Genomic DNA, 22,158 nt, shown 5'->3' with positions numbered 1-22,158 from the left:
CCGCCGGACACCGTTCGCTCTTATAGAGTGCGCGATTGTCGGGTGAAAGAGTGGTTTCGGGCCTGTTAAGCGTCAAATTGCCGGGCGTGATCGCAATGCGCCAGTCCTGTGCGGCCGCGGACACGCCCAAACCGGCGATGAACGGGCAAGGTAAGCGCTCGTGGGCGCGCCGTTCCAGTGCTGCAGGAATTGGATTGAGACGATCACCTTTCGGTGATTATGGTGCTGCTGGGGAGGATTGAACTCCCGACCTCACCCTTACCAAGGGTGCGCTCTACCACTGAGCTACAGCAGCGCCGGTTCGTGGCGGGGTGATTAGACCGTTCCGTGCATTCGTGCAAGCGTAATCTAGACGGTTTTTGGCGACTGCTGTAGACAGGCGGCATGAGCACGAACCCCCCGCCCAAATCAGGCGCCAAATCCCAGCAAAGTCGCGAGGACCGGCTGAAGGCTGCGCTGAAAGCGAACCTGGCCCGCCGAAAGGCACAGGCGCGCGGAAAGGCGTCGGGACAGGAGGGGCCGGAGGCAGGCCAGGACAAGAAAAAGGGCGGATAAAACGACATGGATTCGATACTCGTGACGGGCAATGGCCCACTTCAGGGGCAAATCCCGATTGCCGGGGCGAAGAACGCGTGCCTGACGCTGATGCCGGCGACTCTGCTGAGCGAGGAGCCCTTGACGCTGACCAACGCGCCGCGCCTGTCGGATATCAAGACGATGACCGAGCTCTTGCAATCGCTGGGCGCGGAGGTGACGACGCTTCAGGACGGCCAGGTTCTGGCGCTGTCGAGCCATGATCTGGACAGCCACGTGGCCGATTACGATATCGTGCGCAAGATGCGGGCCTCGATCCTTGTGCTGGGGCCGATGCTGGCGCGGGATGGCCACGCGGTGGTGTCGCTGCCGGGCGGATGCGCCATCGGGGCACGGCCGGTGGATTTGCACCTCAAGGCATTGGAGGCGATGGGCGCGGAGCTTGAGCTGAAGGAAGGCTATGTGCATGCAAAGGCCCCCGGTGGCCTTCAAGGTGGTGTCGTGGACTTTCCGCTGGTGTCGGTCGGGGCGACGGAAAACGCGCTGATGGCGGCCACTCTGGCCAAGGGCAGCACGGTACTGAAGAATGCGGCGCGCGAGCCCGAGATCGTCGACCTGGCGCAGTGCCTGAGAAAGATGGGCGCGCAGATCGAGGGCGAAGGCACGAGCGAGATCACCATCCAGGGGGTAGACCGCCTGCATGGGGCGACCCATCCGGTGGTGACCGACCGGATCGAGCTGGGCACGTTCATGCTGGCCCCCGCGATTTGCGGCGGCGAGGTGGAATGCCTGGGCGGGCGGATCGACTTGGTCGAGGCGTTCTGCGAAAAGTTGGACGCCGCCGGAGTTTCCGTTGAAGAGACCGACGTGGGCCTCAAGGTCGCGCGGAAGAATGGCCGGGTGCGCGCCGTCGACGTGGTGACCGAGCCGTTTCCTGGCTTTCCCACCGACCTTCAGGCGCAGATGATGGCGCTGATGTGCACCGCCGAGGGCACCAGCGTTTTGGAAGAGAAGATTTTCGAGAATCGTTTCATGCACGCCCCCGAACTGATGCGGATGGGCGCGCGGATCGACGTTCACGGTGGTACAGCCACAGTGACCGGCGTAGAGCGATTGAAAGGCGCGCCGGTCATGGCGACAGATCTGCGGGCGAGCGTCTCACTGATCCTGGCGGGGCTGGCCGCCGAGGGCGAGACCCTGGTCAACCGGGTCTATCACCTGGACCGCGGCTATGAGCGGGTCGAGGAAAAGCTGGGCAATGTCGGTGCCAAGATAGAGCGGGTGCAGGGCGAATGACCGAAGACGCACGTTTCGAAGACGGGCGCGAGGCGCCGCTGAACCTGGGGGCCTTCGATGCCGAAGATCTCGACGTGGTATCGAGCCTGGTGCAGGATGCGGTCTTTACCCTGCAAGACATGGCGTGGCGCCCCCGCGAGCGCCGACTGGCGCTGTTGATCAACCGGTTTCGCTGGGAAGACGGCGCGCGGGCGCGGCACGGGGCCGAGCGCGTGCGCGCGCTCTTGGTAATCGACAATGTCGAAGGCGTCTCCAGCCAAGGGCTGGACCGCGACGACCTTGATGTGATCCTGTCGGTGCTCTCCGTGCGGTTCGAACCAGACAGTGCCGAAGACGTCGCGGGCTACGTGACGCTGACGCTGGCGGGTGACGGCGCCGTGCGGGCACGGATCGAGGCGCTGGAAGTCACGCTGCGGGATGTCACGCGCCCTTACCGCGCACCGTCCGGCAAGGCGCCGGACCACGACGCATGACGCATCATTGCCGCAAACGGGACCGCCAGTCATGAATATCGCGCGTTTCGTCATGATAGCCGTCCCGCTGGGCGTTGTTCTCATCTACTTCGTCATGCAATCGCTGACCGTCGACGAGGCCGCGCACCGTGACCTGGTGGAAGACGGCAAGCTGATGGAGGATCTACGCAAGCGCTCGTTCCCGGGCCTCTACGAGGCTATCGAGGCCGGCTTTCCCGAAGAATATGGCAAGCATGTCGACGAAATCGAGGAAATTGCGCTTGATACCGACGTGTCGCGGTACGATCTAGGCCCCGAGCTTTTGGCCGAAAGCGATGCCTTCGTGGCCGAGTTGCGCGCCGAGAACGCAGTACATATCCGCAATGCGGGTCGCGATCCGCTGCTTGAAATCCAGCGGGCGCAGCTGGCGCTTCTGAAAGGTCTGTCGGAAACGCCGAAGCTGTGCCTTGCTGTCGCCAAGGGCGGATTGAGCGAGCTGAGCCGTGTCGAATTGAGCCGGATCGAGCCAAACCTGCATGGCCGTTGGCTGACCGCGCAGTTCGCGGCGATGGCGGCAGGGCGGGATATGCCGGAGGCCTTCGAGAAGCCGTCGGAAGAAGACTGGCGTATTTTCCTGAAAGGCTGGCGCGACGCGGAGGGCGAGACGACGCCGGCCATGCAAGCCTATCTGTGGTCGAATGAAGAGGATCCCGGCCTTTACTGCGAAGGGGCCATCGGGTTCGCCCGGCGACTGATCGCAGACACCACACCTTCGGGCCTGCGTATCCTGGCCGATTACACGGCCAGCCTTGCGCGATAGGGGCGCCCGTTTTGAAAAGCGAAGGCACTTGAGGCGCGGCAGGCGTCGGTCTAAGTCTGCGCGGCAACAGGAGAATGCCCATGCCGGTGCGACTGACCACCAAGGATGACGATTTCGAAGCGCGGTTTGCTGCGCTGTTGAGCGCCAAGCGCGAGGACAGCCCAGACGTGGACGACACCGTTGCCAGCATCATCGCCGATGTCAGGGCGCAGGGCGATGCGGCGTTGATCGAGCTGACGGCGAAGTTCGACAGGCTGGAATTGACGTCGGAGAGATTGCGGTTCACGACAGAAGAGGTCGCTGCGCTGGTGGCAGATGTGCCGCCGGATGAGATGGCGGCGCTGGAACTGGCGGCTGCCCGCATCCGGTCCTATCACGAACGCCAGTTGCCCGCGGATGCATCATGGCAGGATGAATGCGGCGCGACGCTGGGCTGGCGCTGGTCGGCGGTCAGCGCGGCAGGGCTTTACGTGCCCGGCGGGCTGGCGTCCTACCCGTCCTCGGTTCTGATGAACGCGATCCCTGCCAAGGTGGCGGGGGTGGATCGGCTGGCCATCGTGGTGCCGACGCCGGACGGCGTGGCAAATCCCGCCGTCCTAGCCGCCGCACAGATCGCCGGTGTTGACGAGATCTATCGAGTGGGCGGGGCGCAGGCCATCGCGGCGCTGGCCTATGGCACCGAGACGATCGCGGCGGTCGACAAGATCACCGGGCCGGGCAACGCCTATGTCGCGGCGGCCAAGCGGCGGGTGTTCGGCCGGGTCGGCATCGACATGATTGCCGGACCTTCGGAAATCCTGGTGATCGCGGACCGCGACAACGAACCGGACTGGATTGCGCTGGACATGCTGAGCCAGGCGGAACACGACGAAAGTGCGCAGGCGCTGCTAATCACGGATGACCCGGCATTCGCCGATGCGGTGGAGACGGCGATCGAGACGCGGTTGGAGACGCTGGACCGGAAGGCGATTGCCGGGGCAAGCTGGCGCGATTTTGGCGCGGTGATCGTGGTCAGTGACATGGACGAGGCCGCGCAGCTGGCCGACAGGATCGCACCCGAGCATCTGGAATTGTGTGTGTCCGAGGCGGAAATGCTTGCCGGGAAGATCACGCATGCGGGCGCGATGTTCCTTGGTGCGTGGACGCCCGAAGCGATTGGCGACTACGTCGGCGGGCCCAATCACGTGCTGCCAACGGCACGCTCGGCACGGTTTTCCAGTGGTCTCAACGTGTTGGATTTCATGAAGAAAACCACGATGGCAAAGATGACGCCTGGCGCGTTGAAGGCAATCGGTCCCGCAGCCGAAACATTGGCAACTTCGGAAAGCCTGGAAGCTCATGGGCTGAGCGTCCGCGCGCGTCTGGACAAGCTGAACGAAAGCTAGCGCCTTGCGCCCTTCGTGTTAAAACCAATGGGCGCAAGACCTTAATGTCAGGGGCGCATTACTCCTGGATTGACTCCAGATAATAGGCCAGCGAAAGGATTCGCCCTCGAACGATCGCTTCCGCTCCGTAAGGACCGGGCGTCTCGATATCCTCCTGGAAGCGTTTTCCCCAGACGGGCATCGGGTAGCCGTGACCTTTGATCCCTTGGCGACCGTCGATCGTCTGGATCACGCGCAGCATCGGAAATGCGCCATCATTCCCGGCGGACAGCCCTGTCAGGCTGGGTACCGGCACAGTCATGAGTTCGGCGAGCGGCCCGTCACCGGCACCGCTTTCGCCGTGACATGACGCACAGGCGCTCATGTACTCGTCGTGCCCGAAATCGTCTGCATGCGTGGGCGCTGCAAGCAGTAAACTCGTTACGGCAATGGATAAAGGTTTGTTGAGACAAGCCATCGTATCCTCCGTTTCGAAAGTTTGGTTCACGAACTTTGCCGGTGTTTTGCCGGCGCACGATTCTCTCAATGGTTTCAAAGGCCGTCTTTGACGGTCATCAAGGAAACCCGAGAAAAACCATGCTAAACGCGAGGGTTTCGCGGCGCTTGAGCGAAGATTGAGTCCGCGTCTACACGTGCCAAACACAGCGAATATGTGCCAAGCGTCCGTTGATCCGAATGGCCACAAGTTCCCCAGAAAAACCTATATTGACGCTTGGCTGCATTGCCCGTTTACGATTGGTGGGGTACGCAGGATCGAGACTGCCGAAGAGAAGACCCATGAGCCGTATCTGTCATATCGAATTGGATGATGCCAACCTGCCGCCGCCCACGCCCGAGATCGAGCAGGAGCGGAAGGTGGCGATGTTCGATCTTATCGAGGAGAACTCGTTCAGCCTGCCCATTCGCGACGACCGGGTTGCGCCGGATGGGCCTTACCGGGTCGGGTTGTCGATCCGTGAAAAGCGGCTGGTGTTCGACATTCGCACCGAGGATGATGCGCCCGCAGCGGAATTTCACCTTTCTTTGTCGCCGTTTAGACAGGTCGTAAAGGATTATTGGGCAATCTGCGAAAGCTATTTTGACGCGGTGAAGAACATGCCGCCGAGCCAGATCGAGACCATCGACATGGCCCGCCGCGGCATTCACAACGAAGGTGCCCGGGTGCTGGAAGAGCGGCTGGAAGGCAAGGCGAAGGTCGACAACGATACCGCGCGGCGCCTGTTCACGCTGATCTGCGTGCTGCATTTCGGGAGCTGACGCAGATGGTCGAGGAGCTTCCTCAGTCCGTTTTGTTTTGCTGCGACCACAATTCCGCGCGCTCGCCCATGGCTGAGGGCATCATGAAAAAACTCTATGGAACAGACACTTATGTCCAGTCTGCCGGAGTGAAGGGAGATATGGACATAGACGGGTTCTCGATCGCGGTCTGCGACGAGATCGGTGTCGAGCTTGCCCGGCACCGCACCCGCAGCTTTGACGAGATGGAGCAGTGGGGTGACGACCTGTCCTCGTTCGATCTGGTGGTGGCATTGAGCCCGGCGAGCCAGCGCAAAGCCCTTGATCTGACACGGGTTTTCCATCTCGACGTGGTCTATTGGCCGATCCTGGACCCGACCGGACTGGGCGAGTCGCGGGAGGCGAAACTGAACGCTTACCGACAGACCCGGGACCAGATCGTGGAACATCTCAAACGACGGTGGGGCGACCCCAAGGATATGAAATGACTGCGAAAAACGTGATTGAGGCTTACTTTCAGGCGTTCAACAACGGCGACGTGGATGGCATGCTGGAATGCCTGAGCGAGGATGTGGCGCACCACGTCAATGAAGGGCAGGTGCGGACAGGCAAGGCGGCCTTTGCCGCGTTCTGCGAGCACATGAACCGATGCTACCGCGAACACCTTGATAACATGGTGATTTTTGAGGCCGAAGGCGGCAGGCGGGGTGCGGCGGAGTTCGTGGTGAACGGCACCTACCTGGCCACCGACGAAGGGCTGCCGGAGGCGAACTGACAGACCTACAAGCTGCCGGCGGGGTCGTTTTTCTCTTTGGAAAACAACAAGATAACGCGGGTCGTGACGTATTACAACCTTGCGGACTGGACCAAACAGGTCACTGCCTGATGCGGGTTGAGCGGCTGACGGGGCAGGACCTTGTAGCGGCGTTGGATGACGTGGCGCAGCTGCGGATCACGGTTTTCCGTGACTTTCCCTACCTTTACGATGGCGATGTCGCCTATGAACGGGCGTATCTGGAGCCGTACCGGCAGAGCGAGGACGCAATACTGGTGGCGGCGTTCGACGGGGAACGCCTCGTCGGGGCCTCGACGGGGACACCGATGGAGGATCATGCCGAGGATTTCGCGGCAGCGTTTTCGGGGCAAGATATTGATATGAAAGATATCTTTTATTGCGCCGAGAGTGTTCTGCTGCCCGAGTACCGCGGTCGCGGGCTGGGACATGCGTTCTTTGACGCGCGGGAGGCCCATGTGCGGGCGCTGGGGCGCGATTACGTGGCCTTTTGCGGGGTGGTCAGGCCACAGGATCATCCTTTGCGTCCAGAGGCCTACCAGCCACTGGACGGGTTCTGGCACAAGCGCGGATATGCCCCGGTCGAGGGGGCCGTTGCAACCTATCGCTGGAAGGATATCGACCAGCCGCAAGAGACCGACCACCCGTTGCAATTCTGGATGCGGCGACTCGAAGATTAACAGCGGGACACACCCGGAAATCGGGACGTCGGTATTGCGTCGGTATTTGGGTGGTACGCCGACGGTGCGATTTTCACGGTTTGACCGGGTTACGAGGCCGCGCGCTCAGTGGTCCTGCAAAAGCTGGCCGAGACCCGGCAGCCGGTCCTCGATCCCGGCCAGCCGCAGCACATCCCACAGCATCGCTTGGTTCGAGCAGATCACCGGTTTGCCCAAGTGCTGTTCCAGCCGGTCGACCACCTCGATGCTGCGCAGGGCACCGCAACTGAGCAGGACGGCGTCGGCATCCGGGCGGTCGATGGCGCCGGCGAAGTCGAAGATGTAGTCGGGCGCGACGCGGATCATCTCGGTGTCGTAGTTAAGGCCCATGCCGTGGGTGGCGAGCACCTCGATGCCCGCATCGGAGAGAAAGCGGGCGACGTTGTCGTTGAGTTCGGGAATGTAGGGGCTGCCCAGAACGACGCGGCGGAGGTCCATTGCGGTAAGGGCCTTGCGGACCGACCCGGCGAGGGACGTGGCCCGCGCACCCGGAGCGCCCCTTGCGAGTTCGGCGCAGGTTTCCGCCTCGCCCACGGCGACGGTTCCGGAGGTGCAGGCGAAGGCGACCACGTCGAGCCCGTCATCGGGCAGGATGCGGGCGGCGGCGGTGGCGAGCGTGTCGCGGACCTGCGCGAGGCTGTCGGTGGAGATCTCGCGCGGCATGGAGGCACGGGCAAAGAAGCCGCCGACGCCGGCGGGCAGGTGGCGGAGCATCTCGTGCTCGATCGTCTGTTCGTTGGGGATCACGACAAAGCCGATGCGGGCGCGGTGATGCACGCCGCTGTCGAAACGCGGCGCGGACAGGATGGCGTCGCGGGCGGTGTCGGAGAGGGGGGCGGCGTGGGTCATGCGTGGGGACCTTTGCAGATGCAAGGAAGGTGTGTTCCTTCATAGCTTAACCGAAACCTTTGCAATTGTCCGCTTCGAGCCCTTAGTTCTGTCGCTGATCTTGTGCCGCGCGGAATCTAGGCCGCAGGCCACCGCGCGATCGCCAGACCGCCTGGACGGGCTGGCGATTGGGTGACGTTGGCGTTTCGAACTGAGGTCTCGCGGATATGTCGGCCATAAAGCGCCTTGAACATCCGGCAGAACGCCAGCCGGCGGTCTGGCAATCGCACGGCTTGCTACCCGCACTGAAGCAAAGTCCGCACAGTCGCCCTTCGCGATGTCCATGCTCGCGGCGGATCCGTGGTTTGCCAAAATGTTGCGCGAAGCCCACGGTGCGGAAATTCGGGTGTTGCACGATAGCCCCGTGCAGCGCTTTCATTGTACCAGTTCAGGGCCGGGGGGCGAAGGGAAATTGACGATGAACATGACGCGCCTTCTTGCAGCGTTTCTTGCCGTTTTTGCCGTGCTTCTGACCGGGCATGCCGCCGAGGCGACCCCGCGGGAGCGCATCGGATTCGGCTGGCTGACTACCAACGATATTGGCGGTGATTTTCACGACCGCTGGCAGACCGGATCGCTGACGACCAGCCGGGTCTGGGGGCCGGGCTGGAGCGGGCGTTTGCCGCAAGGGTTTGGTGAAGTGCTGGAGCTGCGGCTGGGCGGGCGCATCGTGTCGCCGCAGAACCTGACCAACCCCGCGCCGGGCGACCGGCCCTTTGCCGGAGTTCTTTCGGTCGGGCTGCACACGCATTTCGCGCGCGGACCCATGGATTTCGCCGTGGGCGTCGACGTGAACGTGACCGGGCCGCAGACCGGGCTGGACGATTTCCAGCGCAACCTGCACGACATCCTTGGCGGACGGGACATTTCGGGCCGGGTGCGCCGCAACCAGGTCAGCAACGACGTGAACCCGGAACTAGTAATGGAGGCCGGCCGCAGCTTTGACATGGGCGGCAATGCCGAGTTCCGGCCTTTTGTCGAGGGGCGCTGGGGGTTCGAGACGCTGGCGCGGGTTGGGTTCGACCTGACGATTGGCCAGCGCGGGCGCGACGGATTGCTGGTGCGCGACACGGTGACGGGGCAGCGATACGTGGCCGTGCAGGGCGTCGAGGCGCCCGGTGCGAGCTTTGTCTTCGGGGCCGACGTGGCCTATGTGGACAGCAGCCAGCTGTTGAACCGCGACCGGGGTTTTCAGCTGACCGATGCGCGAACGCGGGTGCGCGGCGGGGTCAACTGGCAGGGCAAAGGCGGCAGAACGATTTTTTACGGTTTGACTTGGCTGGGCGAGGAATTCGAGGCCCAGAAGGAAAGTCAGCTTGTGGGATCGCTGCGACTGCGCTTGAGATTTTGACGGTAACCCTTTGTTAACACTTTGCAGACTGATTCGTTTTTGCTAGCCTGCCGCTACAAAAAGACAAAAAAAGACAAAAAAAGACTAAAAAAGGCAGGCATACAGGCAATGGGAACGACCTTTCGGGGCGCGTTCGTCATCTCCTGGTCGCAGACGGAAGTGGACGGTTTGGAAGCCGCTCCTGTCCAGTCTCTTAACGTGGGGGCCGCATGGTCCTGGCGCGGGGATCTGGTGCGGGTGGACGGGCCCAATGAAGTACTGCGCCTTGAGCGGACGGAACGGGACGCAATGAGCCGCAAATGCGCGGCAAAGCTGGTGCGGCGGCTGGTGACGGCGGCACGCACGGGTACGACGAAACTGGACGAGGTTGAGGTGCACGAGCCGTTGATGGACAGCGGGTTCGTGGTGACCAACGGGGTCCGAAGTTACACAATCACCGTGATCGAGGTGGGGCATGGCGCACCACCGCTGGTGATGTTCCTCGATGATATTCCCCCGAGGAACACCGAGATGTGGATCGTGCACCAGTCGCTGGGGGCGCATCGTAGCCAGACGACCGACGTGGAAAGCGGCGGGGTGATCTGTTTCACCCCCGGCACGCGGATCGAGACGCCGGACGGGCCGCGGTTGGTCGAGGAACTGCGCGAAGGCGACTATGTGCAGACCAAGGACAACGGCGCGGAGGAGATCCAGTGGATCGGCAGCCGCCGGATGAGCGGCGCGCGCCTTTTCGCGATGCCGCATCTGCGGCCGGTGCGAATTCGCGCCGGGGCGCTGGGTGTCGAGCGGCCGGACGAGGAACTGCTGGTCAGTCCCGAGCACCGGATGCTGGTCCAGGGTGAGGTCGCGCAGGCGCTGTACAACACGCCCGAGGTGCTGGTGTCGGCAAAGGACCTGGTCAATGGCGGCAACATCGCCATCGACCTTGCGGTGCGGGAAGTGACCTACGTGCATCTGCTGTTGCCGCGCCACCAGGTCTTGTGGGCCAACGGGGTGGAAACCGAGAGCTTTCACCCTGCCTCGGCCTCGCTGCAGGCGCTGGATGACGCGGATCGCAAGCGGCTGTTGGAGTACAATCCGACGCTGGAGTTCGAGCCGCAGACCTATGGCGGGTTCGCGCGGCGCAACCTGAGCGCGTCGGAGGCGGCGATCCTTCAGCACGAGGCGGCCTGAGCCGCCCGGACAGTTTGTCACGGCGTCGCCCGGCGGGGCGTGCCGTGACGCATCTATCTATTTTTATGGCGCGATAACGCAGGATTATAACCGACTATTTCGGTCGTTTTCCCTTGCGCTTTCGTCGCTGGAATGCAGTTTAGGTCGGAATTTACGAAACTGTTACGCCAAGGAGTTCGCGTGTCCCTCTTCTTTATCGTAGCACTTCCGTTCTTCGGCGCCCTTCTGCCGGGCTTGATGAATTCGGCGGGGCGGTCGTCCTGTGCGGGCGTCACGTTCACGGTGTCGCTGGCCGCTTTCATCGGGCTTTTGACCAACCTTCCGACGGTTCTGGCCGGCGGGACGGTGATGGCGCAGATCGACTGGATGCCGGCGCTGGGGCTGAACTTCACGCTGATGCTGGACGGGCTGGGGTTCTTCTTTGCGTTCCTGATCCTTGGCATCGGGATGCTGATCATCGCCTATGGCCGGCAATACCTGAGCCGCGAAGACCATATGGGCGAGTTTTTCACCTATCTGCTGCTGTTCCAAGGCGCGATGGTGGGGATTGTTCTGAGTGATAACATATTGCTTTTGCTGGTATTCTGGGAGCTGACGTCGTTGTCGTCCTTCCTGCTGATCGGCTATTGGAAGCATCTGCCCGAGGGCCGACAGGGCGCGCGGATGGCGCTGGCGGTGACGGGCATGGGTGGCCTTGCGATGATCGGGGGGATGCTGATCCTGGGCCAGATCGTGGGCAGCTACGACCTGAGCGTGATCCTGTCCGAGCGCGAGATGATCCAGGCCGATCCGATGTACGTGCCGGCGCTGATCCTGATCCTGCTGGGGTGCTTCACCAAGTCGGCGCAGTTCCCGTTCCATTTCTGGTTGCCGCACGCGATGGCGGCGCCCACGCCGGTCAGCGCCTATCTGCACTCGGCCACCATGGTGAAGGCGGGCATCTTCCTGATGGCGCGGATGTGGCCGGTCTTGTCGGGCACGCCGGAATGGTTCGTGATCGTCACGACGGCAGGGCTGATCACGATGGTGCTGGGCGCGGTGATCGCGCTCTTCAAGCATGACCTGAAAGCGCTGCTGGCGTTCTCGACGGTCAGTCACCTCGGGCTGATCACGATGCTGCTGGGCACGGGCACGGCGTTCGGGGCGATGGCGGCGGTGTTTCACATCCTGAACCACGCGACATTCAAGGCGGCGCTGTTCATGTCCGCAGGCATCATCGACCATGAGGCGCATACGCGCGATATCCGACTGCTCGGTGGGTTGCGAAAGCTGATGCCGGTGACGTTCGTCATCGCCACGCTGGCGGCGCTGTCGATGGCGGGCATACCGTTCCTGAACGGCTTTTTGTCGAAGGAAATGATGCTGGAGGAGGCCAACCACACGGTGCTGTTCGATACGTGGTGGTTCGTGCCGGCGCTGGCCGTCATAGGCTCGCTCTTTTCGGCGGCGTACTGCTTCCGCTTCATTTCGCACACCTTCCTTGGGCCGGTGCGCGACGACTATCCGGCCAAGCCGCATGATCCGCCGGCGGGCATGTGGCTGCCGCCCGCGATCCTGGTCGTGCTTGTGGTGGTGATCGGGGTCGCGCCGTTCCTTGTGCAGGATTTCGTGTTCCTTGTGGCCAAGGCCGTGATTGGCGGGGTCGAGCCGCTGGAGGTGAAATACATCAAGATCTGGCACGGGCTGGTGCCGGCGCTTTACATGTCGATCGCCGCCGTGGTGGGCGGGCTGATCGTGCTGCTGCTGTTCAAACCGCTGCTGAAGCTGTGGGACGCCGCACCGCGCCCCGAGGCCAAAGTGATTTTCGAGTGGATTGTCGAGACGGCGGCGGCGGGGGCGCGGGCGCTGATCCATCCGATCCACAACGGGTCCTTCACGCGCTATGCCGCCGTGGGGTCGGCGGCGATTATCGTGGTGGGATACTATGCCTGGGCCACGGGCACGGTGGCCGAAGCCACGCGCGAGCTGCAGCCAGCGACGGCGGTGACCATCGCCGGGTGGGTGATGCTGGTGGCGGCCACGGGGGCGCTGGTGCTGTTGCATCGCAACCGCTTCTTCTCGCTGATCCTGATAGGGATCGTGGGGCTGATGGTGTCGGTGGGCTTCATCTTTTTCAGCGCGCCGGACCTGGCGATGACACAGTTCACCGTCGAGGTGGTGACGATCATCCTGCTGCTTCTGGCGCTGAACTTCCTGCCCAAGACGACGCCCGTGGAAAGCAGCCTGCTGCGCCGGGTGCGCGACGCGGGTGTGGGGATCGTCGGCGGGCTCGCGACCTTTGCGCTGTCCTATCACTACCTCCTGCGCGACGCGGTCAGCAGCCCGATTTCCGAGTATCACCTGGCCAATTCCTATAAGGGTGGCGGCGGCACCAACGTGGTGAACGTGATCCTTGTCGATTTCCGGGGCTTTGACACCTATGGCGAGATCATCGTGCTGGGGATCGCGGCGCTACTGATCTATGCGCTGACCGAGACTCTGCTGAACAGCAAGGTGCGGGCGCGGCTGCTGAACCGCAAACCGGACCAGTCGCGGGCGGGGGACATGCATCCGATGATGATGGTGGTGCTGACCCGCGTGATCATGCCGGTGGTTTTGATGGTGGGCTTCTACATCTTCCTGCGCGGCCATAACGAGCCGGGCGGCGGTTTCATCGCCGGGCTGGTCGTGTCGATCGCCGTGGTGATGCAGTACATGGCCAGCGGCTTTGCCTGGACCTCGCAGCGGTTGCGATACCCCTATCACGGGGTGATCGGTGCGGGCGTGCTGATCGCCGGTCTCACCGGCATCGGCTCGTGGTTCGTGGGCAAACCGTTCCTGACCTCGGATTTCACCTATGTGCGCATTCCGCCCTTCGAGAAGTTCGAGCTGGCGACGGCGGCGCTGTTCGATCTGGGCGTTTTCCTGGCGGTTGTGGGCGCAGTGATGCTGTCGCTGGAGAGCTTTTCGCGGCTGGCGCGGCGGGCGCATACGCCGGATACAGAGCATCCGATGGATATCGACCCGTCACGGGATGATCCGCCGAAAACGGTGGGCGCGAGCGGGGGGCCTGTCTGATGGAGTTTCTTGTTGCATCGGCCATCGGCGTCATGACGGCGGGCGGGCTTTACCTTGTGCTGCGGCTGAGGACGTTCCCGGTGATCCTTGGGATCTCGCTGCTGACCTATGCGGTCAACGTGTTCCTGTTCGCCTCGGGGCGGCTGACCGTGGGGGCGCCGCCGGTTCTGGTTGACGGGGTGGAGACCTATACCGACCCGCTGCCGCAGGCGCTGGTGCTGACGGCCATTGTGATCTCGTTCGGGATGACCGCGGTCGTGGTGATGATCGCGCTTGGGTCGTTCCTGGGCGCGGATGACGACCATGTGGACGACCAGCCGGACGAAGAAGACGACGCGCAGGCGGAGGGCCAGCAATGACCCATTGGATTATCGCGCCCGTCGTGCTGCCGGCGCTGCTGGCGCCGTTCATCGTGCTGGCCGCACGGTTTCATTTCGGGATTCAGCGGGCATTTTCTGTCGCGGGTGTCGTGGCGCTGATCGCCATTTCGGCCAGTCTGGCGTGGTCCGTGTCGGGCGGCGACGTGATCCTCTATCAGTTGAGCGACTGGGCCGCGCCCTTTGGCATCGTTTTGGTGGGCGACAGGCTGTCGACGCTGATGGTGCTGCTGACCTCCGTGCTGGCGCTGTTCGTGCTGCTATACGCCATCGGGTCGAGATGGGACGAGCGGGGGTGGCATTTCCACGCCCTCTTTCAGTTCCAGCTGATGGGGATCATGGGGGCGTTCCTGACGGGCGACCTGTTCAACCTGTTCGTGTTTTTCGAGGTGCTGCTGATTGCCTCCTACGGCCTGATGATCCACGCCGGCGGCAACGCGCGGCTGCGGGCCGGGGTGCAGTATGTTCTGTATAACCTGATCGGCTCCACGCTGTTTCTGTTCGCGCTGGGCTCGATCTATGCCGAGGCGGGGACACTGAACATGGCGGACCTGGCCGAGCGGGTGACACGGATCGGCGCGGAGGAGACCGTGGGGATTCGCGTGGCTGCCGTGCTGCTCTTGCTGGTCTTTGCGATCAAGGCGGCGCTGGTGCCGCTGCATTTCTGGCTGCCGTCGAGCTATGCCGAGGCGCCCGCACCCGTGGCGGCCCTCTTTGCGATCATGACCAAGGTGGGGGCCTATGCCATCATCCGGGTCTATACGATGATCTTCCCGCCCGACCTTGAGGCGACGGCGGGGCTGCACGTGGTGTGGCTGATGCCGGCCGCGTTGATCTCGCTGGCGATCGGGATGATCGGTGTGCTGGCGGCGAAGAAGCTGGACCGGCTGGTGGCCTTTTCGATCATCGGGTCGATGGGCATGGTGATGGTGGCGATTGCGCTGTTCACCGAGGCCGGGATCGCCGCGGCGCTTTATTATATCGTACATTCGACGCTGGCGGGCGCGATCCTGTTCCTGATCACCGATCTGGCGCGGGCGGGGCGCGACAACCCGACCCTGACGGCGCAGCCGCCAGTGTCGGGCGCGGCGTTGACCGCGGGGATGTTCTTCGTTGGCGCGATTGCCATGGCGGGGCTGCCGCCGTTGTCGGGCTTCCTGGGCAAGCTGCTGGTGCTGGACGCGGCCTATGACAGTGCGCAGATGCCGTGGATCTGGGCGGTGGTGCTGGTGTCCAGCCTGATAAGCATAGTCGGGTTTGCCCGGGCGGGCAGCAATGTCTTCTGGAAGGCGCGCAGTATCGCGCCGCCCGAGGGGGCGCCGGTGGTGGCGGCACCGTCGGTGCTGAGCTATTCCGCCGTGGGCGGGCTGATCGCGCTGCTGATCGCGCACACGGTCTTTGCCGGGCAGGTGCATGGCTACACGCGGGCAATCTCGGCGCAGCTGTTCGCGCCGGAGCCATACATCTCGACAGTGCTGGAGACGCCGGGCAAGCTGGGCCGGCCCGAGGACAAGGCCAAGGGTGGCTATGGCGATGACGACCATGGCGACAGCGACGCGGCCTATGGCGCGGACAAGCAAGAGAACGGGGGGCACTGACATGACACGCGCGTTCTACTGGGTGTTCCCGCATCCATATCTAACCCTGCTGCTGACACTTGTCTGGATCCTGTTGCAGAACGAATTCTCGGCGGGGATGGCGGTTTTCGGGTTGATCCTGGGCATCATCATCCCGTGGATAACGTCGATCTGGTGGCCGGACACGCCCGAGGGGTTCCGCCTGTTCAAGATGTTCACCTACAGCATGATCGTGATCAAGGATATCATAATCGCCAACCTGGAGGTGGCGTGGATCGTGCTGACGGTGCCGAACGACAAGCTGAAACCCGCGTGGATCGTGGTGCCGCTGGACCTGGTGAAGCCCGAGGCGATTACCATCCTCGCGGGGACGATCACGCTGACGCCCGGCACCGTGTCGTCGGATTTGTCCGACGAGGGGCACAGCCTGCTGGTGCATGTGTTGCACACCGATGACCCGGACGCGGTGCGCGACGAGATCAAGACCCGCTACGAGGCCCGGCTGGAGGAGATTTTCGCATGAGCAACCCTGCTGACATCATGGATATTGCCATCGTCATTTCCTTTGTCGCGCTGGCGCTGGGGCAGCTTTTGTCGATGGTGCGGCTGGTGATGGGGCCGACACCGGGCGACCGGATCCTTGCGCTGGACACGATGGTAATCAACGCGCTGGGGCTGGTGGTGATGGTGGGCATCTACCAAGGCGTCCAGGTCTATTTCGAGGTCACGCTGTTGATCGCGATGCTGGGTTTCGTGTCCACGGTGGCGCTGGCGCGGTTCATCCTGAGGGGGGACATCATCGAATGAGCTGGTTGGAGATCGGAAATCTTGCCGTCGCGTTCTGCCTGCTGGTGGGTTCGGGCTTCGTGCTGGTCGGTGTGTTCGGCCTGCTGAAGTTCAACGACCCGATGACGCGCCTGCACGCGCCCACGAAGGTGGGCACGCTCGGGATCGGGATGTTCCTGCTGGCGTCGATGATACACTCGTTCCTGATCGGCGACACGTCCTATCACGAGCCGCTGATCATGGCGTTCCTGTTCGTGACGGCGCCCATCTCGGCGCATTTCATCGCCAAGGTGAACATCCACAAACGGGCCTGCGATACGCCGCCCGCACCGCCGCGTGACGACACGTGGTCGACGCTGAAGGACCCGGACCTAGAAAGAGAGGCCGAGGCGGACGCGGCGAAGGCGCAAGAGTAGGGCGCGCCCTTTCTGGCTTGAGATGCGTGGGTTTTCACCCACCCTACGAAAGCGGCGAGAGGTCCCGGATCAGGTTCGGGACCGCGGTTTTCCAAGTGTGCACGCGCGGAATAAAGGCGCGGCTTGCCGCGCCGCCGCGCGATTGCCAGACTGCACCATCGGGCTGGCGATTGGCTGGAGTTGGCGCGTCGACTGAAGGTTGTTCTGGTCTGGCTGGAATAATGCGCGCCGAAGTCTCGTTGCGTCGCGATCCCACGGTTTGGCGATCGCGCGGCTTACAAGAGCATGGCACAACGCGTTCGCCAGCTTCATTCAAACCTGAGGCTTGAAGAAACGCTGATACACGCGGCGGGGCAGCCAGCCTAGATGAGGGGTGGACCAGTCGAGACGGTTGCGTACCAGAACGCTGCGGGCGTGAATAAGGGACATTTCATTTACTCCTGAGAGGATGGCGGGACGCCAGTATTATTGTAGATGCATTGTATATACAATGTAGTTACGGAAAGTCAATGATGCTGCGGTGCGATTGCTTGGTCGCCCTCTTGAATCGTTGCGCACTAAAGAAAACCCAAGGGCTGGCGATGACGGTGTTGACTCCGCCACGAACCCTTATATAAGCGCGGCTTCATTGGTGTTGGTGGCCCCCGCAAGGGGAAGCCTGTCGCCGTGGCAAAATCCACGGAAAGGACAACGCCCTTCCTGTCCACGCCCCGAAAAGTGGAAACCGGTTTTCGGATCAAGGCGTGGAAGCACATTGAGAAGGAGATCAGTCGATGACAAAGAGAACGGCTGCCAAATACAAGATCGACCGCCGGATGGGCGAAAACATCTGGGGGCGTCCGAAATCCCCGGTCAACCGCCGCGAATACGGCCCCGGCCAGCACGGCCAGCGCCGCAAGGCAAAAATTTCCGACTTCGGCCTGCAGCTGCGTGCCAAGCAGAAGCTGAAGGGTTATTACGGCGACCTGACCGAGAAGCAATTCCGCCGCATCTTCAGTGAGGCCGAGCGTCTGAAAGGCGACACCGGCGAACTGCTGATCGGCCTGCTGGAGCGCCGTCTGGACGCGGTCGTCTACCGCGCCAAGTTCGTGCCGACCATCTTTGCCGCGCGTCAGTTCGTGAACCACCGTCACGTTCGCGTGAACGGCAAGCTGGTGAACATCCCCTCTTATCGTGTTAAAGAGGGCGACGTGATCGAGGTTCGTGACCGTTCGAAGCAGATGGCCGCTATCCTGGAAGCCACGCAGCTGCCCGAGCGCGACGTGCCGGACTATATCGACGCCGACCACTCGAAGATGACCGCCACTTTCGTGCGGACACCGAGCCTGGGCGACGTGCCGTACCCGGTGATGATGGAACCGAACCTCGTCATCGAATTCTACGCGCAGAACTAAGTTTTTAGGTCTGCAGCCCGTGATCCGGAAGGCCGTGCCGCTGGGCGCGGCCTTTTGCATTTGTAAGGCATTTGTAAGTGGAGGAGACGCAGAGCATGGTACAGGATTTTCCCAAGTACGGGCGCATCGACGGGACCATCGTGATGATCGGCTTCGGGTCGATCGCGAAGGGAACGTGGCCGCTGATCGAGCGGCATTTCGATTATGATGCGGACAAGTTCGTGGTGATCGAGCCGAACGCGGCCAATCACGAGGCTTTGCGCGAACTGGGACTGCGCTTCGTGCCCGAGGCGGTGACGCAGGAGAATTACCGCGAATTGCTGGGCGGGCTCATTGAGCCGGGCAAGGGGTTCGTGGTGAACCTGAGCGTGGATACATCGTCGCTCGACCTGATGAAGTTCTGCCGTGAGCAGGGTGTGCTGTATATCGACACGGTGGTGGAGCCGTGGGCGGGCTATTACTTCGACACGGCAGACAACGCGGCGCGGACGAACTATGCGCTGCGACAGGCGGTGCGGGACGAGAAGGCGGCCAATCCGGGCGGGACCACGGCGGTGAGCTGTTGCGGGGCCAACCCCGGGATGGTCAGCTGGTTCGTGAAAGAGGCGTTGCTGACGCTGGCCCGCGATACAGGCAAGGATGCCGCCGCGCCCGGAGATCGAGACGGCTGGGCCAGGTTGATGCAAGGGCTGGGCGTCAAAGGCGTGCATATCGCTGAGCGGGACACGCAGGCGCGCGCCCTGCCACGGCCACGGGGGACCTTCGTGAATACGTGGTCCGTCGAGGGGTTCATCGCGGAAGGGTTCCAGCCCGCCGAGCTGGGCTGGGGCACGCATGAGACGTGGTTCCCGGAAAACGGGCACAGCCACGAGACCGGCTGTCGGGCAGGGATCTGGCTGGAACGGCCCGGCGCGATCACCCGTGTGCACACGTGGTGCCCGACGCCGGGGCCGCAATTCGGGTTCCTGGTGACGCATAACGAGGCGATCTCGATTTCCGATTTCTACACCGTGGGCGCGCCGGAGGCGCCGGAGTTCCGGCCCACCTGCCATTATGCCTATCACCCCTGCGACGACGCGGTGTTGTCGCTGCACGAGATGTTCGGCGCGGGGCGGCAGCAGACCACGCACGAGATTCTGGACGTGGACGAGATCGTGACCGGCATCGACGAGTTGGGCGTGCTGCTTTACGGGCATGAGAAGAACGCGATGTGGTATGGTTCGCGCCTGTCGAACGAGGAAACCAAGGATTTGGCGCCCTACCAGAACGCCACCGGGTTGCAGGTGACGAGCGCGGTGCTGGCGGGCATGGTCTGGGCGCTGGAGAACCCGGAGGCGGGGATCGTGGAGACCGACGAGATGGACCACGCCCGGTGCCTTGAGGTGCAGCGCCCGTATCTGGGTCCGGTCGAGGCGCATTACACCGACTGGACGCCCCTGCAGGACCGCTGGGAGCATTTCCCCGAGGATATCGACGAGAGCGATCCGTGGCTTTTCCGGAACGTGCTGGCGTCGTGAGGGGCCGGGCGATAAGCGCTGAGCCGCGCCATCGACGGGCCGCGGTGCGTCGATCCGAGGTCTGAGCGGGCGTGCTTTATCTCAGAGTTCCCGCAAAGTCTTGGATCGGCGCGCTGATGTTGAGGTATCGACGTGCCGTGGAGGCGGCCCGTCGATTGCGCGGCGGCCTGCGGCCTTGATTCCGCGCTGGGGGCTGGAACGTTGACATCGACGCTGGTTTTTTGATGCCCGCGGCGTGGTCTTCGCGCCGCATCTCGTGCGATTTGACCTTGGTGGGGCTGGTCAGGACGTGCGCGTCTCGGTAATGCGGAACAAAACCGCCTGTCCACGGCCGCTGCGGCCCCGGGCGGTGTGTGCCGCTGCCCCCGGGAGGAAAGACATCACATGACCAAAATCACCCCACAGCCCGGAATACTGGACATCGCCCCATATGTGGGCGGGTCGAGCCATGTGGAGGGGATAAGCAACGTGGTCAAGCTCAGCTCGAACGAAAACCCGTTTGGGCCGAGCGAGGCGGCGAAGGACGCGTTTCGCAAGACGGCGTATGATCTGCACCGCTATCCGTCGACCGACCATGCCGGCCTGCGGGGCGCAATTGCCGAGGTGCACGGGCTGGATCCGGACCGGATCGTCTGTGGCGTGGGCAGTGACGAGATCCTGTCGCTGCTGTGCCAGTGCTATGCCGGGCCGGGCGATGAGGTCATTCATACCGAGCATGGCTTTGCCATTTACAAGATCGCGGCGTTGTCCAACGGCGCGACGCCGGTCGAGGTGCCCGAGCGCGAGCGGGTGACGGATGTGGATGCGATCCTGTCAGCGGTTACCAAACGAACGCGGCTGGTGTTCCTCGCCAACCCCAACAACCCGACCGGCACGATGATAGGCGACGGCGAGATCGCCCGGCTGGCCGAGGGGGTGCCGGAGGACGTGCTGCTGGTGCTGGATGGCGCCTATGCCGAGTATGTCGAGGGGTTCGACGGTGGCGCGGCGCTGGTCGATGCGCGCGAGAACGTGGTGATGACGCGAACCTTTTCCAAGATCTACGGGCTGGGCGGGCTGCGCGTGGGGTGGGGATATGGTCCGGCGCATGTCGTGGATGTTCTGAACCGCGTGCGCGGGCCGTTCAACCTGAGCCAGGCGGCGCTGGTCACGGCCGAGGCCGCGGTGCGCGATCAGGCCTGGGTCGACAAATGCCGTGCGGACAATGCGCGGATGCGGGCGTGGCTGGCAGAGGCGCTGGCCGGGCATGGCGTCCCGTCGGACACGTCGCTGGCGAATTTCGTTCTCGCCCGCTTTGCCGATCAGGAACAGGCCGAGGCCTGTGACGACTACCTGAAATCCGAGGGTCTGATCGTGCGCCGGGTCGGGGGGTATAACCTGCCGCATTGCCTGCGGATTACCGTGGGTGACGAGGCCAGTTGTCGCCGGGTCGCGCACGCGGTGGGCCAGTTCATGGGAGACGCGGAATGAGCGTGATCTATGACCGGGTTGCGCTGATCGGGCTGGGCCTGATTGCCTCGTCGATGTTCTGGGCGATGAAGCGCGCCGGTCTGGCGGGCGAAGTCACAGGGTTCGCGCGGTCGCTGGAGACGCGCGACGTGGCGCGCGAGATCGGGCTGTGCGACCGGGTCTGTGACAGCGCCGCCGAGGCTGTGGAGGGCGCGGACCTTGTGGTGCTGTGCGTTCCGGTGGGCGTGATGGGCACGCTGGCGGAAGAGATCGCGCCGTCGCTGAAGGCTGGCGCCACGGTCAGCGACGTCGGCTCGGTCAAGAAGGCGGTGATCGAGGCGGTCGGTCCGCATCTGCCGCAAGGCGTGCACTTCGTGCCGGCCCACCCGATGGCGGGCACCGAGCATTCCGGGCCCCGCTCGGGCTTTGCCGAGCTGTTCGAGAACAAGTACTGCCTGATCGTGCCGGTAGAGGGCAGCGACCGCGATGCGGTGGAGCGGCTGGAGGCGTTGTGGCAGGCGATGGGCGCCAGGACAGACGAGATGGATGCAGACCACCACGACCTTGTCTGCGCCGTGACCAGCCACACGCCGCACCTGATTGCCTATACGATGGTTGGCGTGGCCGACGACCTGCGCCGGGTGACCGACAGCGAGGTCATCAAGTATTCCGCCGCCGGTTTCCGCGACTTTACCCGGATTGCCGCCAGCGACCCCACCATGTGGCGCGACGTGTTCCTGACCAACAAGGAAGCGACGCTGGAAGTGCTGGGGCGCTTCACCGAGGAACTGTTTGCGCTGCAACGGGCGATCCGCACCGGGGACGGTGACTTGCTGCATGATTATTTCACGCGGACGCGCAGCATTCGGCGTGGTATCATCGAGGCCGGGCAAGATACGGATGCGCCGGATTTCGGGCGCGTGAAAAAGGGTTGAGCA

Annotated in this window: 22 protein-coding genes, 1 tRNA gene and 1 pseudogene; 21 read left to right on the top strand and 3 right to left on the bottom strand. The window is 63.2% G+C overall.

Features of this window, described 5'->3' with window-relative positions:
* Positions 1-220 precede the first annotated feature (220 nt).
* Positions 221-295, bottom strand: a tRNA-Thr gene (locus tag FIU86_RS14990).
* Between the two features lie 89 nt (positions 296-384).
* On the opposite strand from FIU86_RS14990, the gene FIU86_RS22610 reads away from it, so the two are divergent.
* The 5 genes from FIU86_RS22610 (at position 385) to hisD (ending at position 4,487) form a co-directional block, all read left to right on the top strand.
* Positions 385-555, top strand: coding sequence for a hypothetical protein (locus tag FIU86_RS22610; RefSeq protein WP_170067192.1), 171 nt, complete (start codon positions 385-387; stop codon positions 553-555).
* A gap of 6 nt (positions 556-561) precedes the next feature.
* Entirely contained in the window at positions 562-1,830 is a 1,269-nt protein-coding gene (gene murA / locus FIU86_RS14985; protein ID WP_152475817.1) for a UDP-N-acetylglucosamine 1-carboxyvinyltransferase, read from the top strand.
* On the top strand, positions 1,827-2,303 hold the full coding sequence (locus FIU86_RS14980) for a DUF2948 family protein (protein WP_152475816.1): 477 nt from the start codon (positions 1,827-1,829) through the stop codon (positions 2,301-2,303). The genes murA and FIU86_RS14980 overlap by 4 nt, the downstream gene beginning before the upstream one ends.
* Before the next feature lie 31 nt (positions 2,304-2,334).
* The gene (locus FIU86_RS14975; protein ID WP_152475815.1) at positions 2,335-3,102 is read left to right on the top strand and encodes a hypothetical protein; all 768 of its coding nucleotides are present in this window, start codon (positions 2,335-2,337) and stop codon (positions 3,100-3,102) included.
* Positions 3,103-3,182: 80 nt separating this feature from the next.
* Positions 3,183-4,487 carry a histidinol dehydrogenase gene (hisD, locus tag FIU86_RS14970; protein WP_152475814.1) on the top strand — a complete coding sequence of 435 codons (1,305 nt, stop codon included), beginning with the start codon at positions 3,183-3,185 and terminating at the stop codon, positions 4,485-4,487.
* 58 nt (positions 4,488-4,545) lie between these two features.
* On the opposite strand, the gene FIU86_RS14965 is transcribed toward hisD, so the two are convergent.
* Positions 4,546-4,944, bottom strand: a complete 399-nt coding sequence (locus FIU86_RS14965; protein ID WP_152477178.1) for a c-type cytochrome — start codon at positions 4,942-4,944, stop codon at positions 4,546-4,548.
* 320 nt (positions 4,945-5,264) lie between these two features.
* Here FIU86_RS14965 and FIU86_RS14960 point away from each other — a divergent pair, with 320 nt between their 5' ends.
* The 4 genes and pseudogenes from FIU86_RS14960 to FIU86_RS14945 all read left to right on the top strand — a co-directional run bounded on the left by FIU86_RS14960 (position 5,265) and on the right by FIU86_RS14945 (position 7,196).
* Positions 5,265-5,744: a UPF0262 family protein gene (locus FIU86_RS14960; protein WP_152475813.1), complete on the top strand. Its 480-nt coding sequence runs from the start codon at positions 5,265-5,267 to the stop codon at positions 5,742-5,744.
* A gap of 5 nt (positions 5,745-5,749) precedes the next feature.
* Positions 5,750-6,211, top strand: a complete 462-nt coding sequence (locus FIU86_RS14955; RefSeq protein ID WP_103763242.1) for a low molecular weight phosphatase family protein — start codon at positions 5,750-5,752, stop codon at positions 6,209-6,211.
* A pseudogene (locus tag FIU86_RS14950) lies at positions 6,208-6,609 on the top strand (ketosteroid isomerase-related protein). The gene FIU86_RS14955 and the pseudogene FIU86_RS14950 overlap by 4 nt, the downstream one beginning before the upstream one ends.
* Complete coding sequence (locus tag FIU86_RS14945) at positions 6,609-7,196, top strand: GNAT family N-acetyltransferase (RefSeq protein ID WP_152475812.1); 588 nt, start codon at positions 6,609-6,611, stop codon at positions 7,194-7,196. Before FIU86_RS14950 ends, FIU86_RS14945 begins: the two are co-directional and overlap by 1 nt.
* Positions 7,197-7,301: 105 nt before the next feature.
* Here FIU86_RS14945 and FIU86_RS14940 read toward each other — a convergent pair whose 3' ends face one another.
* Positions 7,302-8,084, bottom strand: coding sequence for an arylmalonate decarboxylase (locus tag FIU86_RS14940; RefSeq protein WP_152475811.1), 783 nt, complete (start codon positions 8,082-8,084; stop codon positions 7,302-7,304).
* A gap of 457 nt (positions 8,085-8,541) precedes the next feature.
* Here FIU86_RS14940 and FIU86_RS14935 point away from each other — a divergent pair, with 457 nt between their 5' ends.
* The 12 genes from FIU86_RS14935 to FIU86_RS14880 all read left to right on the top strand — a co-directional run bounded on the left by FIU86_RS14935 (position 8,542) and on the right by FIU86_RS14880 (position 22,155).
* Positions 8,542-9,474, top strand: a complete 933-nt coding sequence (locus tag FIU86_RS14935) for a lipid A-modifier LpxR family protein (RefSeq protein ID WP_368373134.1) — start codon at positions 8,542-8,544, stop codon at positions 9,472-9,474.
* Positions 9,475-9,582: 108 nt separating this feature from the next.
* Positions 9,583-10,647, top strand: coding sequence for a Hint domain-containing protein (locus FIU86_RS14930; RefSeq protein ID WP_152475810.1), 1,065 nt, complete (start codon positions 9,583-9,585; stop codon positions 10,645-10,647).
* A gap of 180 nt (positions 10,648-10,827) precedes the next feature.
* Positions 10,828-13,704 carry a monovalent cation/H+ antiporter subunit A gene (locus FIU86_RS14925; RefSeq protein WP_152475809.1) on the top strand — a complete coding sequence of 959 codons (2,877 nt, stop codon included), beginning with the start codon at positions 10,828-10,830 and terminating at the stop codon, positions 13,702-13,704.
* Positions 13,704-14,063, top strand: a complete 360-nt coding sequence (locus tag FIU86_RS14920) for a Na+/H+ antiporter subunit C (RefSeq protein WP_152475808.1) — start codon at positions 13,704-13,706, stop codon at positions 14,061-14,063. The genes FIU86_RS14925 and FIU86_RS14920 overlap by 1 nt, the downstream gene beginning before the upstream one ends.
* Positions 14,060-15,679: a monovalent cation/H+ antiporter subunit D gene (locus FIU86_RS14915; protein WP_152475807.1), complete on the top strand. Its 1,620-nt coding sequence runs from the start codon at positions 14,060-14,062 to the stop codon at positions 15,677-15,679. Before FIU86_RS14920 ends, FIU86_RS14915 begins: the two co-directional genes overlap by 4 nt.
* 1 nt (position 15,680) lies before the next feature.
* Positions 15,681-16,181: a Na+/H+ antiporter subunit E gene (locus FIU86_RS14910; RefSeq protein WP_152475806.1), complete on the top strand. Its 501-nt coding sequence runs from the start codon at positions 15,681-15,683 to the stop codon at positions 16,179-16,181.
* The gene (locus FIU86_RS14905; protein ID WP_152475805.1) at positions 16,178-16,465 is read left to right on the top strand and encodes a K+/H+ antiporter subunit F; all 288 of its coding nucleotides are present in this window, start codon (positions 16,178-16,180) and stop codon (positions 16,463-16,465) included. Before FIU86_RS14910 ends, FIU86_RS14905 begins: the two co-directional genes overlap by 4 nt.
* Positions 16,462-16,860, top strand: a complete 399-nt coding sequence (gene mnhG, locus FIU86_RS14900) for a monovalent cation/H(+) antiporter subunit G (RefSeq protein ID WP_152475804.1) — start codon at positions 16,462-16,464, stop codon at positions 16,858-16,860. Before FIU86_RS14905 ends, mnhG begins: the two co-directional genes overlap by 4 nt.
* A 773-nt stretch (positions 16,861-17,633) precedes the next feature.
* A complete protein-coding gene (rpsD, locus tag FIU86_RS14895) occupies positions 17,634-18,254 on the top strand; it encodes a 30S ribosomal protein S4 (protein ID WP_152475803.1) in 621 nt (206 codons plus the stop codon).
* A gap of 95 nt (positions 18,255-18,349) precedes the next feature.
* Positions 18,350-19,771: a homospermidine synthase gene (locus FIU86_RS14890; protein WP_152475802.1), complete on the top strand. Its 1,422-nt coding sequence runs from the start codon at positions 18,350-18,352 to the stop codon at positions 19,769-19,771.
* Positions 19,772-20,155: 384 nt separating this feature from the next.
* Positions 20,156-21,241: a histidinol-phosphate transaminase gene (hisC, locus tag FIU86_RS14885; RefSeq protein WP_152475801.1), complete on the top strand. Its 1,086-nt coding sequence runs from the start codon at positions 20,156-20,158 to the stop codon at positions 21,239-21,241.
* Positions 21,238-22,155, top strand: a complete 918-nt coding sequence (locus tag FIU86_RS14880) for a prephenate/arogenate dehydrogenase family protein (RefSeq protein WP_152475800.1) — start codon at positions 21,238-21,240, stop codon at positions 22,153-22,155. Before hisC ends, FIU86_RS14880 begins: the two co-directional genes overlap by 4 nt.
* Positions 22,156-22,158: the final 3 nt, after the last annotated feature.

The organism is Roseovarius sp. THAF9 (genome assembly GCF_009363715.1).
Lineage (GTDB): Bacteria > Pseudomonadota > Alphaproteobacteria > Rhodobacterales > Rhodobacteraceae > Roseovarius.
This window is presented reverse-complemented; position numbering and strand designations above follow the sequence as displayed.